Raw genomic sequence first — 14,937 nt, 5'->3', positions numbered from 1 at the left:
CCGTCCGGAGATCGAGGGCAGAACGCCCACCGGGCGCACCCGGTTCCCGGTCAACGTCAGCCGAACAACAACACGACCACTCCGTAGCTCGCCGCGGCGACCAGCGCCGCGGCCGGCATCGTGATGAACCACCCCAGGATGATGTTCTTCGCGACACCCCACCGCACCGCGTTCACCCGCTTCGTGGCGCCCACACCCATGATCGCCGAGGTGATGACATGCGTCGTCGAGATCGGCGCGTGGAACAGGAACGCCGAACCGAACATGATCGACGCCCCCGTCGTCTCCGCGGCGAAGCCCTGCGGCGGGTCCAGCTCGATGATCTTGCGGCCGAGCGTCCGCATGATGCGCCAGCCACCGGCGTAGGTACCCAGCGAGAGCATCAGCGCGCAGACGAGCTTCACCCAGACCGGGATCGGCTCGCTGTACGTCTCGTGGCCGGAGATGACCAGGGCCATCACCACGATGCCCATCGTCTTCTGCGCGTCCTGCAGACCGTGACCGAGCGCCATGCCCGCGGCCGAGACCGTCTGCGCGATCCGGAAACCGCGCTTGGCCTTGTGCGGGTTGGACTTCCGGAACATCCACATGATGGCGACCATCACCAGATAGCCGACCACCAGGCCGACCACCGGCGAGACGAACATCGGGATGACGACCTTGTCGAGCACCCCGCTCCAGTGCACCAGCGTGCCGCCCGCGAGCGCCGCGCCGACCATGCCGCCGAACAGGGCATGGGAGGACGAGGACGGCAGACCGAAGTACCAGGTGACCAGATTCCAGATGATCGCGCCGACCAGCGCGGCGAAGAGGATTCCCATCCCCTTGTCACCCTCGGGCGTCGCGATCAGACCCTCACTGACGGTCTTGGCGACCCCGCTGCCGAGGAAGGCGCCGGCGAGGTTCATCACCGCCGCCATGGCCAGTGCCGCACGCGGGGTGAGTGCGCGGGTGGAGACCGAGGTGGCGATGGCGTTCGCCGAGTCGTGGAAGCCGTTCGTATACGTGAAGCCGAGCGCGACGCCGATGGTCACGACCAGTACAAAGGTGTCCACGTGGTTCAGGACTCCTTGACCGCGATGGTCTCCACCGTGTTGGCGACGTGCTCGAATGCGTCGGCGGCCTCTTCCAGTACGTCCACGATCTGCTTCAGTTTCAGCACCTCCATGGCGTCATACTTGCCGTTGAAGAGCTGGGCGAGCAGCTTGCGGTGGATCTGGTCGGCCTGGTTCTCCAGGCGGTTGACCTCGATCCAGTACTCGGTGAGGTTGTCCATGGTCCGCAGATTCGGCATGGCCGCGGCGGTGAGTTCCGCCGCCCGTGCCAGAACCTCGACCTGCTGCTCCACACCCTTGGGAAGCTCATCGACCTGGTACAGCACGACGAGGTCGACTGCCTCCTCCATGAAGTCCATGATGTCGTCGAGCGACGACGCGAGATTGTAAATGTCCTCGCGGTCGAACGGCGTAATGAAGGAGGAGTTCAGCTGGTGGAAGATCGCGTGGGTGGCATCGTCCCCCGCGTGCTCCGCTGCCCGCATACGCTCCGCGATCTCGACTCGGGAGGCAGAATCCGCCCCGAGCAGTTCCATCAGGAGTTTCGAGCCCGTGACGATGTTGTCCGCAGACGCGGAGAACATGTCGTAGAAGCTCGTCTCCCTGGGGGTCAGACGAAAGCGCACGTGGGGTCCTCGGGATGCTTTGGATTCGGTCAGGCTGATGCTAGGCGCATCATCCGGCCACGGCTAACCGGCATTCTTCAGTGTCGCGCATCGGGCACAGTGATCAACACGGGGCCCCGGTCACGTTTCAGCTGAATTCGTTAAGATATACCCACCAGGGGTATATAAACGGCAGGGTAAAGGGAAAACGGGAGGCAGCAATGACCACCACCGAGGCCACCGGGGCGGACCGGTCGCCGGACACCGCGGACGCCACGACCCCGGCGGACGCCACAGCTCCCGCGGACACGATCGTCACCGATCACGACCGGGGCGTACACGGCTACCACCACCAGAAGGCGGAACACCTCAAGCGCCTGCGCCGTATCGAGGGCCAGATCCGCGGCCTGCAGCGCATGGTCGACGAGGACGTCTACTGCATCGACATACTCACCCAGGTCTCGGCATCCACCAAGGCACTCCAGTCCTTCGCACTCCAGCTGCTGGAGGAGCACCTGCGCCACTGCGTCGCCGACGCGGCGGTCAAGGGCGGCGAGGAGATCGACGCGAAGGTCGAGGAGGCCACCAAGGCCATCGCCCGGCTCCTGCGTACCTGAGGAACGACTACGCCCCCCGTCACCCCCGGCGGTCTCCCTGCCGGGGGACGGTGGCGCGTTCGCTTTCCACCTGGACGTCGAGCACCTCGTCGATGCGATCCGCGCTGAGCCGTTCCCCGATCGCCGCCGACGCCGCGATCATCAGCTCCCCGCACAGCTCGATCTCGGCGAGTGCCACATGGTCCGATACGGTCCGTGCGCTGAGCGTCACCACGTCACTCACCTCTCACTGCCGTCGCCGACTTCCTAGGGTAGGGAGCGCAACACACGCCGCGCATGGCACGGACGGACCATTTCGCCTCGTCGAGATGCCTAGGAGAACGCCCGCCCAGCGGCTCCGGGCCGCCCACGGCGGTCATGTCTGCCGCCCCTGCTCGATCTCACCGGTGTAGATGTCACGCTCGGCCGGCATCGGTACGGAGACCGGCACCCCGAACCCGTACAGCAGCGTCGTCGACACCACCTCGACGGCGGGCCCCTTGTTGGCGAAGCTGAACCGGTGCCGCACCTTGCGCAGCCGCCCCTGTTCGTCCAGATAGGCGTCGAACGACACCGTGTCCGTGCTGAAGCCTTTCGCCGCCGCCCTCAGCGCACCCCGCGACAGGGCCGACGCCTGCCGCGCGGCCCGCGCGATGTCCGTGGTCCCCCGGTAGTGCCGCACCGTCACCCCGGCCAGATCGCTCTCGCCCACGTACGTCACCGCACGCACCCCGAGCAGCAGCTCGGCCGCGGCCATCGGATCGGTCGCCCCACCGGTCACCAGGTTGCCGTCCGCCAGGGCCGTCGTGTCGATCCTGACCCACTTGTTCCTGGGCACCCCGGCGCCGCGGTTCATCATGTAGAGCGCGCCGGGGGCCAGCAGTTCCGTCATGGGGAGGTGCTCCTCCTGACCGGCGGCGTCCTGCGGCAGCACGACCCTGAGCCGGCCGGACTGGGTACGGAAGTCGTACGTCCCCTTGCCCCTGATCGTCACCCGGGTGCCGCCCGCCGCCGTCTCCATCGACGTACTCACCTGGGCGGTTCCGGCCACGGACCGGCTTCCCTTGTCCGGGTCTGCCTTGTCCGGGTCTGCCTTGTCCGGGCTTCCCGCGCCCGGGCTTCCCGCGCCCGGGCTTCCCGCGCCCGAGGGGGACGCGCTGCCGGTGCCCGTGCCGGTGAGCACCGCCGCCGCGCGCCGCACCGTTTCGACGGCCCCGGCGCCGGACCGGTCATCGGCCGCGGCCCGGTCCCCGCCACCACCCGAGCAACCGGCGGCCGCCGCCATCACGCCCATCGCGACGAGGGCGCACACGGCGCGCGCCCCGCCTCCGGATCTGTTCTGCTGCACCACCATCGCCTGCCAACCCCCAACGCCGTACCGCTTGCCCGAGCCCCCCACCCGTTCCGGATAACGACGGCCGCTGCCCCCCGTAACGCCGCTCACCCACCCCTCACCGCCGGACGGCCCCGCCCAGTACCGTGGACGCGTGTACGACCAACACACCGCCGAGGTCCCGCCAGCCGTCCCTCCGGGCCGGTCCTCCCACGAACCCACCACCACCGAACGCGGCTCGTTCTGCACCGCCCGATGCGGCTGCGGCTGGTCCGGCCCGGCCCGCAGATCCCGCGACCGGGCCCGCACCGACGCCGAAGCGCACCGCACAGCCCCCTGACCGGCCGCCCGCCACGCCCCACGAGGACTCGTCCCCCACCCCGGAGGTCCGATGACCCTGCCGAACCGGCGCACCGTCCTGACCGCGGGCGTCGCAGCCGTACTCACCGGCGTCACCGCCACCGCCTGCGACGACACCGGAACCAGCACCCCCACCGGCGGTTCCACCCCGGCCACACCGACGGTCACGCCCACGGCCACCGGCACGTCCGCGGCCCCGTCGACGACCGCGCCCTCCGGCCCGGCGGACTGGTCCGCGCTGGGCGAGAGCCTCGACGGATCCCTCGTACGCCCCGACGACGCCGCCTACCCGACTGCCCGTCAGCTCTACAACACCCGCTACGACGGCCAGAAGCCGGCCGCGGTCGCCTACGTCAGGCACGAGGCCGACATCCGCGAGTGCCTGGCCTTCGCACGGCGCAGCTCCACACCCGTCGCGATCCGCAGCGGCGGCCACTCCTACGGCGGCTGGTCGAGTGGCGACGGCAGGCTCGTCGTTGACGTCTCGTCACTCTCCCGCGTCGGCCAGAACGGCGCGATAGGCGCGGGAGCCCGGCTCCTCGACGTCTACCAAGGCCTCGCCGCCCACGGCGTGACGATCCCCGGCGGCTCCTGCCCCACGGTCGGCATCTCCGGCCTGACCCTCGGCGGCGGCCACGGCGTCGCAGCCCGTGCGTACGGCCTGACCTGCGACAGCCTCACCGCCGCGACGATCGTCACGGCCGACGGCAAGACCCTCACCGCCGACGCCACACACCACTCGGACCTCTTCTGGGCGCTGCGCGGCGCGGGCAACGGCAACTTCGGCGTCGTTACCGAACTCCGCTTCCGCACCCGCCCCGCCCCGCAGACCGTCACCGCGTACATGTCCTGGCCGTGGTCGCGCGCCCGGTCCGTCCTCACGGCCTGGCAGGAGTGGGGCCCGGACCAGCCGGACGAGATCTGGTCCTCCGTGCACCTCGCGTCGGGCCCCGGCGGCGGAAACCCGACCGTGTCCGTCGCGGCCTTCAGCCTCGGCACGTACGGCGATCTGCAGAACGCCGTGGACCGCCTCGCCGACCGGATCGGCGCCTCGGCCTCCTCGGTCTCGCTGCGCCGCCGCAGCTACCAGGAGGCGATGCTCGTGTACGCGGGCTGCTCGGGCATCACCGACGCGCAGTGCCACCTCCCGGGCACCACGCCGGGCCGCACCTCGCAGGGCACGCTCCAGCGCGAGACGTACGCGGCCGCATCCGACTTCTACGACCGGTCGCTGCCCCCGGCCGGCGTACAGGCCCTCCTCGACCGGACCGAGGCGTTCACCCGGCTCGACGCGAGCCAGGGCGGTGGAGGTTCGATCGCGCTCACCGCGCTGGGCGGGGCCATCAACCGGGTCGACCCGCAGGCGACGGCATTCGTCCACCGGCGCTCAAGGATGCTCGCCCAGTACATCGGCGCGTGGCGCGCCGGCACATCGGGCAGCGCACAACAGAACTGGCTGAAAAACACCCATTCCGCATTGCGCCGTCACGCATCCGGGGCGGCGTACCAGAACTACGCGGACCCGACGCTGACCGGCTGGCGGGACGCCTACTACGGGACTGCGGCCGCCCGCCTCGGCGAGGTGAAGAAGCAGTACGACCCGGACGGCTTCTTCACGTTCCAGCAGTCACTCTGAGCTACGAGAACGAACGGCCGCCGCTCCCCCCACCGGACCGCTCTCGCGGTGCCCGGCGGGCGGGAGCGGCGGCCGAAGAAACACCACCTGCACCCAGGCTCCCTCAGGACTACCTCAGGCTCCCTCGAGACTCCCCCAGGACTCCTTCGGACGCCTGCGGCGCGCTACGCCGCGAAGGCTAAGCCGCGAGGCCCTTCTCGCCGTCCCCGCCGCCGCCCGACCCGGGCCGCGGCTCGGGAATCCCGAGCGCCTCGCCACGGTCCCCGGCCGCCGACACCGGCCGCTGCGACCGCACGAGCCGGCCCACCCGGGGAGACCGTGAGACGGCACCCATCAGGGGCGTCAGCAGCATCATCGCGAGCGGCGCGAGCAGCAGCGCTGCAGCCGTACCGAGGGCGAAACCGCCGATGACGTCGGTCGGGTAGTGAACACCCATGTAGATCCGGCAGAAACCCTCCAGCAGCGCGAGCACGACGGCCGCGATGCCGAACTTGCGGTTCGCCACGAAGAGTCCGACGCCGAGGGCCATCGCCATCGTGGCGTGGTCGCTCACGAAGGAGAAGTCGTTCTTCCCGTCCACCAGGACGTCCAGCCCCTGGTGATCCTTGAACGGCCGTGGCCGTTCGACGAATCCGCGGATCGGGATGTTGATCAGCAGCGCGATCCCCGCGGCGAGCGGCGCCCAGACGATTCCGGAGACAGCCGTCACCGAATCCTCGGGCGTGCCGCGCCGGCGTGCACTCCACCAGCACCACAGGACCACCAGGACCATGCCGAGCATGATCCCGTACTCACCGATGAACTCCATGACCCGGTCGAACCAGTCGGGAGCGGACTTGGCGAGCCCGTTGATGTCGTAGAGCAGGCTGACGTCGGGGTTCGACCCATCCAGTGCGAGTCCAGCCATCTGCCGCGGCCCCTTGCCTTGTCTGCTGTTGCTACTGCGGCACACGCCCGTGTGCACCGCGCTGACGAACCCCCGTGTTCGCTTCGATCACATACGTGGCACGACACTCGGTCAGTGGCCGCGACCCCGGTCCAACCAGAGAACGACGCGTCCCGCGCGTACGTTCCACTCTCCACCGAATGATCACCATGACGTTATCGAAGAGAGACTCATCGTCGCAGCTCAGGGCACAGGCTTCACAGAGAGTTCCGGCCACCGCCACCCATCGGTCAGGCCGCCGGCTGCGTGGTCGGAAGGGCCGCGGCACCGTCCTTGGTAACGCGTGTCGCACCGAAGTAGTCGGGCGTGTCGATCTTGTCGAACCGGATGACGGCACCAGTGTACGGAGCGTTGATCATGTATCCGCCGCCGACGTACAGGCCGACGTGGTGAATGGCCCGCGAGTTGGCCAGATCGTCGGAGAAGAACACCAGGTCACCGGGGAGCAGCTCGTCACGCGAGGGGTGCGGCCCGGCGTTGTACTGGTCGTTCGCCACGCGCGGCAGCTCGATGTCCACCGTCCGGTACGCGGCCTGCGTCAGCCCCGAACAGTCGAACCGCCCACCCTGCTCCGGCGTACCGTTGCCGCCCCAGAGGTACTTCGTGCCGAGCTTCTTCTGCGCGAAGTAGATGGCACCCGCGGCCTGCTGCGAGGGCTGGACCCGGCCAACGGGTTTGGCGAAGCTCTTCTCCAGGGAACGGATGATCTTGACGTAGTTCTGCGTCTCCGCGATGCGCGGAACCCCGCCCGACTGGATCACCCGGTACGCGCCGGCGTTGTAGGCGGCCAGCATGTTGTCCGTCTGATCCCCCGGCACATTCTTTACGTACCCGGCCAGTTCGCAGTCGTACGAGGCGGCGGACGGAATCGCGTCGGCGGGATCCCAGATGTCCCGGTCACCGTCGTTGTCCCCGTCGATCCCGTGCCCGGCCCAGGTCCCGGGGATGAACTGCGCGATGCCCTGCGCGGCAGCCGGACTCACGGCGCGCGGGTTCCAGCCGCTCTCCTGGTACAGCTGGGCGGCCAGGAGGGCCGGGTTGATGGCGGGGCAGAGGTTGCCCCACTTCTCCACAAGCGGCTGATACTTGGCCGGCACGGCTCCCTTGGCCAGCCCAACGGCCCCACCGCCACCGCCCCCGAGGCCGGCGGCGGCGGAGTACGTACCGACGACGAGCAGCGCAACGAAGCACATGGCGGCCCCGACGCCGATCCCACCTGCCATCCAAAATTTCCGCACCCCTCAACCATCCCCCATCGGGGACGGGTTCATGGGTGGTTTCGACGGTGTGTGCGAGTCATTGGGTGCACTGACGCGTCATCAGGAAGCTCCGGCGGACCAGAAGTCGGAGTGGATGTTGGGGCGGGGAATGACTGCAGCATCCGCGTAGCTCGGCCCGTTCGGCTTGGCCAGAGGCTCGGCAACCCCTGACTCTCGGACACATGGGCTATCGACCTCGAAGAAAGCCTGCCCCTTGCCTCCAACGATCAGGCTCACCCCGAAGCCATCTCTCGTCTGCGCAAAGATTGCTGGCACATCAACATCATCATTGACGGCTTTGATCCTGTAGTCACTCTTTCTCCAGAATCGATCAACCAGACCCAAGAAGCTTCCACGACGCTCTGCGGAGATGATGGTCATGACCGCCCTTCTGCGGGTCACATCGCAGCTCCCAGTAGTGGTCGGACCGTGCGTCCACTGCACTTCTGGGCGGATCTCTTCAAGGACGTCATCAAGCAGTGCATCAGCACGCTCGGCAGCTCCCTGCATATCCATGCCGCTCCCACCACGTCCATTCAATTGCCCAACATCACCGACACAAGAAGAGATTAAAGCACACGAAGCCAGTACCATAAACACTCTAGCAATGCCGCCTGTCATCGGTACTCCTCGGCCTTCAACTTTTCCGGTCGCCCCGCTGCCACAAGAGCAATATTATTCGCAGACACTGCATCTCTATTTGGATCAAAATAGCGAGAGTGCGCGTCAATCGAAACGCCTTCGGCACTTACTAGCTTGGGCCCTTCGTCCACCTGGAAACGTCGAGCGCCGAACGCTCTGCTTGCAGGGTCTCTACCGAACCAGAGATCATCATCGTCCTGATCCGCCACCTCCCCAAGAAGGTGCGCGCCAACAGGACCCGCGACAGCCCAGCCGACGGCACCAACCGCGGCCTGCTGCTTCGATGGAAGTTTGGTCACGATGTCGTTCTCTGCCGCACCGACAAATACATGCTCCTTGCCTACTCCAAGGTCCTCCGCGCGGTCCACACCAACTCCCGGGCTTCCGACCAGAACAATGTCGTCTACTCCCGGAATACCACCTCCTTGCTGTGTCGCCGCTCCAACAGTTCGCGAACCGTACGAGTGACCGATTGCCGTCATATGCGGGTCCTCGTTCTCATTTGTGGCAGAAAGGCCAGCCATGAAGTGATTGAAGGAACTTCCGCCTCTTTCGGCCCGCTCATCACCCATCACATCGAGACTGTCAATCCCATCTGGCGACTGCGGCGCGTCGTAACCAAGCCACACGATTGCTGCACTCGACTGATCGTAATATCGAGCACCAATCGCCGTATCACGAGCCCGCTTCAGGTCGCTATCAGCGAACTCCTTATCAAGGGAAGTGTTCAATCCTGGCACGTACGCAGCAACATTCCTAACCGAATCTGGATTACCAAACGAAACAATCGCCCGACCGTTCCCCTCATCTCCAATGCCGAGCAAGTACATGGGCGGCTCTCCCGGCCGACGGCCCGCCTGTAGTTGCCGGTCGATCTCCCGCATCCCCGCCAACTGGGTCTCCGACCCCGCGTCGTCCCGCCCCTCCAGCTTGCCGATCAGCAGCTGGAGGTTGTCGCGGTTCGCCGCGTCGCGGACCAGGGCCGGGATGCCGTCCAGGTTGCCGATTTGGTCCGGGTAGACCGCGAGGTACTCCTCGCGCAGTTCGTCCGTCAGGCCCGCCCACCACGCACGGCGCCCCGCCGGACTCGCGTCGAGGGGGATGCCCGCCTTCAGGTAGCCACGCGCCGCGTCCCGTACCGATGCCGCGTCGCCCGCCGCGTCCGTCCATGTCCGGTCCGGGACCTTCAGGCCCTCCTCGGCCTTGAGCTTTCGCAGGATTCCGGCGAACCGCCAGTCGATCTCAGCGGCCGTCCGTACCGCCTTCGCCACCCGGTCCGCGATGTCCTGCGCCTTCGCGGCGTTCGGGTTCGGGGCGACCAGCCCCGACGGCGGGAGGAGTCCCGGCGCCGCCGCCCCCACCGACGCCGTGCCGCCCGCCAACGGCTTCCCGTCGATCAGGCCCTCCCCGGCGGCGGGGTACGTCACCGAGCCGTCCGCGTGCACGGTGAACCTCATCGCCTCCGCATCGTCCAAGGCGTCCCGCAACACACGTTGCTGGGCCCGCATCTCGTACGCGAGGCTGTTCAGTGCCGTACGGACCAGGCCGCATTCCGTGTACACGTACTGCAGGTTCCGGCCCAGCTGTCGCAGCCTGCCGACCGCCGCGTCCGCCGCCGCGCCCTGCTGGGTCTCGCGCAAGCCGTTCAGGAGTTGCTTCTCGATCCGGTCCCGTCCGGCGTCGGCGCGGTTGCTCGCCTTTCCCCAGCCGTCGGCCGCGCCCTCCAGCTCGGCGCACCTCAGGTCACGTAACTGGCCCCAGGTCAGCGGAGAGGCCGCCGGTGTCATCGCTCGACCCCATTCGTGCGCCGCGCCACGGGCGCGAACGACGAGCTCACGGTCTCGTTCGTCTCGCCCTGGGCCCGCGCGACGGAGCGCAGACCCCCGGCCAGTGACCCGCACTCCCGGCGCGCGGACTCGAAGCGCCGCTCCCACGACTCCCGTACGGTCCCCAGCTCCGCGAGCGCGCTCAGTCCGGCCGTACCGGCCAGGAGGCCCTCGTGCGCCGTCACCAGCTCCGTCTTCACGGGGCCGAGGTGCACGCCCATCTCCTCCGCGCCCCCGGCAGCCCGCACCCACACCCCGTCGCTGTGCCGAAGCTGATCCCCACCAGCCCCACCAGCCCCACCAGCCCCGCCCGTCCCGCGAGAACTGCCGGCCCCGCCAGCCAGGTCGCTCAGCCTCTGCAGCCCCCCGGGCTGCCCTACAACGGCCACACCGCTCACCCCGCTCCTTGATCGTGGAGCGGCACTGTGCCAAACCCGGCAACCGCGACACGCCGAGAGCCCGGCGGCGGGGAGCGGGCAGTCCCCCGCTCCCCCTGGCCTCCCAACGAAGCCCCATCACTCCCGGATCACCCGAACGAAGGACCGGGGCACCGCGCCCTACGTGCCGTGCGCCCTCGGGTCCACCGCGGCAAGCCGTGCGGTACGGCCGCCGCGGTGGACCCCAGGGGCCGACGCCTTGGTAGGCGCGGTCGGCAAAGAAGGGGGACGTCTTGGCGTTCGCAGATCCGCATGATCCGGTGAGTGCGGGCGGCCGTCAGGCCGTGGTGCTCACCCCTCCGGGTGAAACAGCGTCCTGGCCCTTGCCACAGTTTCTCGTCGGTGGGCTACTTCCCGTAACGAACAGTTGCGGTGGTCGACGAGACCGGCTGAACCGAAACGCTCCGTCAGTCGACCCGATGGATTCAGGGGTCCCCATGCCGGTCTCACCGAACCAGGGATCCACCGGCGGCGATGACGCGGTCACCCTCACCGGCAGCCACTTCACCGGTACCAACGGTGTCTGCTATGGCTCCCGCCAGGCCACCAGCTTCATGGTGCTCAGCGACAGCACCACCGCCACCATCACGCCCTCCGGCCAAGGCCCCGTGCCCGTTTCCGTGACCACGCCCGGAGGTACCGGAGTCGTCGGCGGCTCGGTAACCCTGGACACCAACATCATCACCCGCCCCTGGTGAGCAGGGAGCGCGCCGTCTCCGTGGCGGCAGTCGGCCAGCACCGTCAGGTCCACCGGCGCGTTGGCACATGCAAGGCTTGTGTGCCGTGATCCGCGGCGGGGCGTGTTGACGAGGTACCACCAACCGTCACGACAGTCGTCGCGTTCGTCGACCACGGCCAGGCCGGATCCGGGGGACCGGTGGCCGCGCTGCTGCGGCCCGGCAACACGGGCTCCAACACCACCGACGATCACATCACCACCACCCGGCTCGCTCTGGCCCAACTCCCCACACACCTGCGGCGAGGACGACAGACACTGATCCGCACCGACTCCACCGGCGGCACCCACGCCTTCCTCGACTGGCTCACCCGACCAGGCCGGTGGCTGTCGTATTCCGTCGGAATGACCATCACCGACACCATCCACCAGGCCGTCCTGAAGATCCCGAAGAAGGCATGGACACCGGCCTACGACGCCGACGGCACCGAGCGGGTGGGCGCCTGGGTCGCGGAGATCACCGACATGCCCGACCTCAGCACCTGGCCGAAGGGGATGCGGCTGATCGTGCGCAAGGAACGCTCGCACCCCGGCGCCCAGTTGCGCTTCACCGACCTCGACGGACTGCGGCTGACCTGCTTCGCGACCAACACCAAGGGCGGCCAGCTCGCCGACCCCGAACTGCGTCACCGCCGCCGGGCCCGCTGCGAGGACCGCATCCGAAACGCCCGCGACACCGGCCTGCGCAACCTGCCCCTGCACGACACCGCCCAGAACCGGATCTGGCTGGAGATCGTCTCCCTCGCTCTCGACCTCCTCGCCTGGATGCCCATGCTCGCCCTGACCGGCCAAACCCGCCGCTGGGAACCCAAGAAGCTCCGCCTGCGACTGTTCTCCACCGCCGCACAGCTCGCCACCACCGGCCGCCGCCAATGGCTCCGCTTCACGGCCCGATGGCCCTGGACCCACGAGATCACCCGGGCAATCGACCAGCTCAACGCCTTGCCGAACCCCGGCTGACCAGCCACACCGACCGCCCCGACAAACCGCACCACCAGACCGGGAAAGTGGAACCCGGCGCCCACCCGACGCGACGGCCGGGCCCTTGACCTGCCCCAGCCCCAAAAAGACCGCACCCCGCAAACACAGAGTCCCCGTCAGCACACCTACAAGGACTCATGAACGATCGAGGCTAGTGCTGTGACCGCATAGGTTCACCGGGTTTGCAGGTCATGCTGCGACGGCGAGGGGGCGTCCTCCCCAGCGCATGCCCTTCTCGCTGCGTATTCGGGCGCGTTCTCGTCGCTGGGCTGTGAGGACGTCGGGGTGGCGGGTGTTGGTGTTGCGCCAGCGTAGATATGCCTGCAGTGCGCGCGTCTGAACCGTGTGGTTCGGGTGGTGGGAGTTGGCCAGGGTGAACTGTCGTAGGGGCCCGAAGTGGGCCTCGATCGGATTCGCCCAGGAGGCGTTGGTCGGGGTGAAACACAGCTCAACACGGTTTTTCTTCGCCCAGGCCCGGATCTTGGCGCCTTTGTGGGCGGACAGGTTGTCCATGATTACGTAGATGGGGGCGCCATCGGGCCGGGCAGCGCGGATCGACTTCAGCGCGGCCAGGGACTGCGCGGCGCCCTTGTGGCGGCGATTGACGCCCCACAGGACGTCGTCACCGATGGAGTAGCAGCCGTGGAAGTAGGTGACGCCGTGGGTGCGGTGGTAGGTGGCCGGGATCTGCTGGGGTCGGTTTCGTGGCGCCCAGCAGGATCCTGCGGTGGGGCGGATGCCGAGCGGCCCGAACTCGTCGAACGCGAAAACACGGTCTGGTAAGTGCTCCAGAACGTGCTCGATGCGGTCCAGTTTGACGTCTCGTTGCGGGTCGGTGGACTCCTTCCAGGTCTTGGTGCGTTGGAAAGTAACGCCGCGTCGCGACAGGAGTATGCGCAGGGCCTCGCGGCCGATGCGGATCACGCGGTCGGGGACTCTGCGCAAGTAGGCGGCAAGTTTGCGGATCGACCAGCGGGTGAAGGGCTGGCCTAGTTTGACCGGGCGGGTGGTGGCCATCGCGATGACGAAGTCCTCGTCGTCAGCGTTGAGTAGGCGGGGACGGCCTCCCGCCCACTGAGGGTCCAGGCAGGCCAGGCCGATCTCGTTGAAGCGGTGGATGAGATCACGCACGGTGTCCTCGTCAGCGGCCACGAGCTGGGCGATGACCGGCACCCGGTTCCCGCCGGCCGACGCCAGCAGCATCATCGCGCGGCGGTAGCGCACCGAGCTGGTGCTGCCCCGGCGCACGATCTGCTGCAGTCGTTGCCCCTCCTGGTCGGTCAGTCTGCGTACTCGCACCGGTTCCGCCATCGCTTCTCCCCTGCAGGACGGACCAGTCCCGCCCGAACCCGGCGCGCGACTCGCCTAGCATCTCCTGCCATGAGCGATTCGGAGTCCCTTCTCGACTGGCTGCAGAACTGGTACACGCAGCAGTGCGACGGCGACTGGGAGCACGAGTGGGGCGTGAAGATTGCCACGCTCGACAATCCCGGCTGGACCATCGAGATCGATTTGACGGAGACGGACCTGGAAGGACGCGACTACAACCTCCAGGAGGTCAACCGCGGCACGCAGGACTGGGTCCGCACCTGGATAGCTGAGAAGACCTTCCACGCCGCGTGCGGTCCCGGAAACCTCACCGAGGCCCTCACCCTGTTCCGAACCTGGGCAACAACGACCGCCTCCTGAGCGGGTGCAGGGCCGGAGATACCCAAACCGGTGAACCTTTGCGGTCAGAGCACTAGTGACCGCATCCGCTGCGGCAGGACCACTGGTTTCGGACCCTTTTCTCCCGCGAATCCGCCTTTGATACCGCACGCTGGAGCTGACGACCGCTGCCGACCTCGAATCTCATCGCCTGCGGCGGTCGTCGCCCCATCTGCGAATCGCCGCCCCATGGCTCTGGTGCCATGAACGGCGAACGCCGTTGCCCGTCTTGCTGTCCTGCCCGACGAATCGGGAAGCGCCGCATTTTCCGAACGTCAGGCCGAAACCATCGCCGGCGCCCCAGTGAACCGCGGAGGCTAGCTCCCGCGGTAGATATTGACCTCGTTGTGGATGTCGCCGATGTTGTAGCTGATCAGGCCGCCACAAGCGAGGAGGCAGGGCCCGGTCGACGGCGTCGTCGGGGGTACTGGCGCTGCTGACACCACAACCGTTGTTTCGTCATGCGAAGCACCGCAGTTGTCGTTGCCGTTGTAAGCGGCGGTGATCGTGTGGGTGCCGACGGTGGTCGGATGGGCCGTGTAGGCGGCGGTCCCGTCGGCGGATACGGGCACGGTGTCCAGAAGGTCTCCGCCGTCGAAGAACGTCATACCGAGGCCGCCGCTGGGATCGCCCGGGCAGCTCACGGTTGCCGTCAAATTCACCGGTTGACCGATTGTCACGGCTGAAGGTGACGCCTGGGCCACAGTTGTTGACTGATCTGCCGCTGCTGCCGGTGCGGCAAAGGCCAATACGGTGGCCAAAGCAGCGATGGGCGCCAGCTTCCAAGCCGCTGCCCGATCTTGCCAACGTGTCATTGA

The 14,937-nt window shown here is 67.8% G+C and carries 16 protein-coding genes and 2 pseudogenes; 6 read left to right on the top strand and 12 right to left on the bottom strand.

Annotated features, from left to right (window positions below; all coding sequences use genetic code 11):
* Nucleotides 1-56: 56 nt before the first annotated feature.
* Nucleotides 57-1,055, bottom strand: a complete 999-nt coding sequence (locus tag FHX80_RS15585; protein WP_145764727.1) for an inorganic phosphate transporter — start codon at nt 1,053-1,055, stop codon at nt 57-59.
* A 5-nt stretch (nt 1,056-1,060) separates the two neighbouring features.
* Complete coding sequence (locus tag FHX80_RS15580) at nt 1,061-1,681, bottom strand: DUF47 domain-containing protein (RefSeq protein ID WP_024493297.1); 621 nt, start codon at nt 1,679-1,681, stop codon at nt 1,061-1,063.
* A gap of 200 nt (nt 1,682-1,881) precedes the next feature.
* Here FHX80_RS15580 and FHX80_RS15575 point away from each other — a divergent pair, with 200 nt between their 5' ends.
* Nucleotides 1,882-2,277, top strand: coding sequence for a metal-sensitive transcriptional regulator (locus FHX80_RS15575; protein WP_145764726.1), 396 nt, complete (start codon nt 1,882-1,884; stop codon nt 2,275-2,277).
* A gap of 19 nt (nt 2,278-2,296) precedes the next feature.
* Here FHX80_RS15575 and FHX80_RS15570 read toward each other — a convergent pair whose 3' ends face one another.
* Complete coding sequence (locus tag FHX80_RS15570; RefSeq protein WP_145764725.1) at nt 2,297-2,491, bottom strand: hypothetical protein; 195 nt, start codon at nt 2,489-2,491, stop codon at nt 2,297-2,299.
* 141 nt (nt 2,492-2,632) lie between these two features.
* Nucleotides 2,633-3,610, bottom strand: a complete 978-nt coding sequence (locus FHX80_RS15565; RefSeq protein ID WP_145764724.1) for an SCO4651 family lipoprotein — start codon at nt 3,608-3,610, stop codon at nt 2,633-2,635.
* Between the two features lie 133 nt (nt 3,611-3,743).
* On the opposite strand from FHX80_RS15565, the gene FHX80_RS15560 reads away from it, so the two are divergent.
* Together FHX80_RS15560 and FHX80_RS15555 are read left to right on the top strand one after the other, a co-directional pair.
* Nucleotides 3,744-3,929, top strand: a complete 186-nt coding sequence (locus FHX80_RS15560; RefSeq protein WP_145764723.1) for a hypothetical protein — start codon at nt 3,744-3,746, stop codon at nt 3,927-3,929.
* A 51-nt stretch (nt 3,930-3,980) separates the two neighbouring features.
* Nucleotides 3,981-5,585, top strand: coding sequence for an FAD-binding oxidoreductase (locus FHX80_RS15555; protein ID WP_145764722.1), 1,605 nt, complete (start codon nt 3,981-3,983; stop codon nt 5,583-5,585).
* A gap of 178 nt (nt 5,586-5,763) precedes the next feature.
* Here the strand turns inward: FHX80_RS15555 and FHX80_RS15550 are convergent, their stop codons facing one another.
* The 6 genes and pseudogenes from FHX80_RS15550 to FHX80_RS36760 all read right to left on the bottom strand — a co-directional run.
* Nucleotides 5,764-6,492 carry a phosphatase PAP2 family protein gene (locus FHX80_RS15550; protein WP_145764721.1) on the bottom strand — a complete coding sequence of 243 codons (729 nt, stop codon included), beginning with the start codon at nt 6,490-6,492 and terminating at the stop codon, nt 5,764-5,766.
* 269 nt (nt 6,493-6,761) lie between these two features.
* On the bottom strand, nt 6,762-7,754 hold the full coding sequence (locus FHX80_RS15545; RefSeq protein ID WP_167523553.1) for a C40 family peptidase: 993 nt from the start codon (nt 7,752-7,754) through the stop codon (nt 6,762-6,764).
* A 96-nt stretch (nt 7,755-7,850) separates the two neighbouring features.
* Nucleotides 7,851-8,411 carry a hypothetical protein gene (locus FHX80_RS15540; protein WP_244318281.1) on the bottom strand — a complete coding sequence of 187 codons (561 nt, stop codon included), beginning with the start codon at nt 8,409-8,411 and terminating at the stop codon, nt 7,851-7,853.
* Nucleotides 8,408-10,219 carry an alpha/beta hydrolase gene (locus tag FHX80_RS15535; RefSeq protein ID WP_145764719.1) on the bottom strand — a complete coding sequence of 604 codons (1,812 nt, stop codon included), beginning with the start codon at nt 10,217-10,219 and terminating at the stop codon, nt 8,408-8,410. Before FHX80_RS15535 ends, FHX80_RS15540 begins: the two co-directional genes overlap by 4 nt.
* Nucleotides 10,216-10,479, bottom strand: coding sequence for a hypothetical protein (locus FHX80_RS15530; protein WP_145767319.1), 264 nt, complete (start codon nt 10,477-10,479; stop codon nt 10,216-10,218). Before FHX80_RS15530 ends, FHX80_RS15535 begins: the two co-directional genes overlap by 4 nt.
* Before the next feature lie 400 nt (nt 10,480-10,879).
* A pseudogene (locus FHX80_RS36760) lies at nt 10,880-11,042 on the bottom strand (IS5/IS1182 family transposase); the annotation flags it as partial.
* A gap of 90 nt (nt 11,043-11,132) precedes the next feature.
* Between FHX80_RS36760 and FHX80_RS15520 the strand changes: the two are divergent.
* Together FHX80_RS15520 and FHX80_RS15515 are read left to right on the top strand one after the other, a co-directional pair.
* Nucleotides 11,133-11,393 carry an IPT/TIG domain-containing protein gene (locus tag FHX80_RS15520; RefSeq protein WP_167523552.1) on the top strand — a complete coding sequence of 87 codons (261 nt, stop codon included), beginning with the start codon at nt 11,133-11,135 and terminating at the stop codon, nt 11,391-11,393.
* A 140-nt stretch (nt 11,394-11,533) separates the two neighbouring features.
* Nucleotides 11,534-12,391: pseudogene (locus FHX80_RS15515) on the top strand (IS1380 family transposase); the annotation flags it as partial.
* Nucleotides 12,392-12,601: 210 nt separating this feature from the next.
* Here the strand turns inward: FHX80_RS15515 and FHX80_RS15510 are convergent.
* Complete coding sequence (locus FHX80_RS15510) at nt 12,602-13,723, bottom strand: IS630 family transposase (RefSeq protein ID WP_145764717.1); 1,122 nt, start codon at nt 13,721-13,723, stop codon at nt 12,602-12,604.
* 69 nt (nt 13,724-13,792) lie between these two features.
* Here FHX80_RS15510 and FHX80_RS15505 point away from each other — a divergent pair, with 69 nt between their 5' ends.
* Nucleotides 13,793-14,101, top strand: a complete 309-nt coding sequence (locus FHX80_RS15505) for an immunity 53 family protein (RefSeq protein WP_123465949.1) — start codon at nt 13,793-13,795, stop codon at nt 14,099-14,101.
* Between the two features lie 335 nt (nt 14,102-14,436).
* Here the strand turns inward: FHX80_RS15505 and FHX80_RS15500 are convergent, their stop codons facing one another.
* A complete protein-coding gene (locus tag FHX80_RS15500) occupies nt 14,437-14,934 on the bottom strand; it encodes an Ig-like domain-containing protein (protein ID WP_145764716.1) in 498 nt (165 codons plus the stop codon).
* Nucleotides 14,935-14,937 lie beyond the last annotated feature (3 nt).

It is taken from the genome of Streptomyces brevispora (assembly GCF_007829885.1).
Taxonomy (GTDB): Bacteria; Actinomycetota; Actinomycetes; order Streptomycetales; family Streptomycetaceae; genus Streptomyces; species Streptomyces brevispora.
This window is presented reverse-complemented; position numbering and strand designations above follow the sequence as displayed.

Bases quoted from the DNA above. Each gene is read 5' to 3' on its own strand.
- FHX80_RS15575 (WP_145764726.1), top strand. From the start codon at position 1,882: ATGACCACCACCGAGGCCACCGGGGCGGACCGGTCGCCGGACACCGCG.
- FHX80_RS15565 (WP_145764724.1), bottom strand. From the start codon at position 3,610: ATGGTGGTGCAGCAGAACAGATCCGGAGGCGGGGCGCGCGCCGTGTGC.
- FHX80_RS15555 (WP_145764722.1), top strand. From the start codon at position 3,981: ATGACCCTGCCGAACCGGCGCACCGTCCTGACCGCGGGCGTCGCAGCC.
- FHX80_RS15550 (WP_145764721.1), bottom strand. From the start codon at position 6,492: ATGGCTGGACTCGCACTGGATGGGTCGAACCCCGACGTCAGCCTGCTC.
- FHX80_RS15545 (WP_167523553.1), bottom strand. From the start codon at position 7,754: ATGGCAGGTGGGATCGGCGTCGGGGCCGCCATGTGCTTCGTTGCGCTG.
- FHX80_RS15540 (WP_244318281.1), bottom strand. From the start codon at position 8,411: ATGACAGGCGGCATTGCTAGAGTGTTTATGGTACTGGCTTCGTGTGCT.
- FHX80_RS15535 (WP_145764719.1), bottom strand. From the start codon at position 10,219: ATGACACCGGCGGCCTCTCCGCTGACCTGGGGCCAGTTACGTGACCTG.
- FHX80_RS15530 (WP_145767319.1), bottom strand. From the start codon at position 10,479: ATGGGCGTGCACCTCGGCCCCGTGAAGACGGAGCTGGTGACGGCGCAC.
- FHX80_RS15520 (WP_167523552.1), top strand. From the start codon at position 11,133: ATGCCGGTCTCACCGAACCAGGGATCCACCGGCGGCGATGACGCGGTC.
- FHX80_RS15510 (WP_145764717.1), bottom strand. From the start codon at position 13,723: ATGGCGGAACCGGTGCGAGTACGCAGACTGACCGACCAGGAGGGGCAA.
- FHX80_RS15505 (WP_123465949.1), top strand. From the start codon at position 13,793: ATGAGCGATTCGGAGTCCCTTCTCGACTGGCTGCAGAACTGGTACACG.
- FHX80_RS15500 (WP_145764716.1), bottom strand. From the start codon at position 14,934: ATGACACGTTGGCAAGATCGGGCAGCGGCTTGGAAGCTGGCGCCCATC.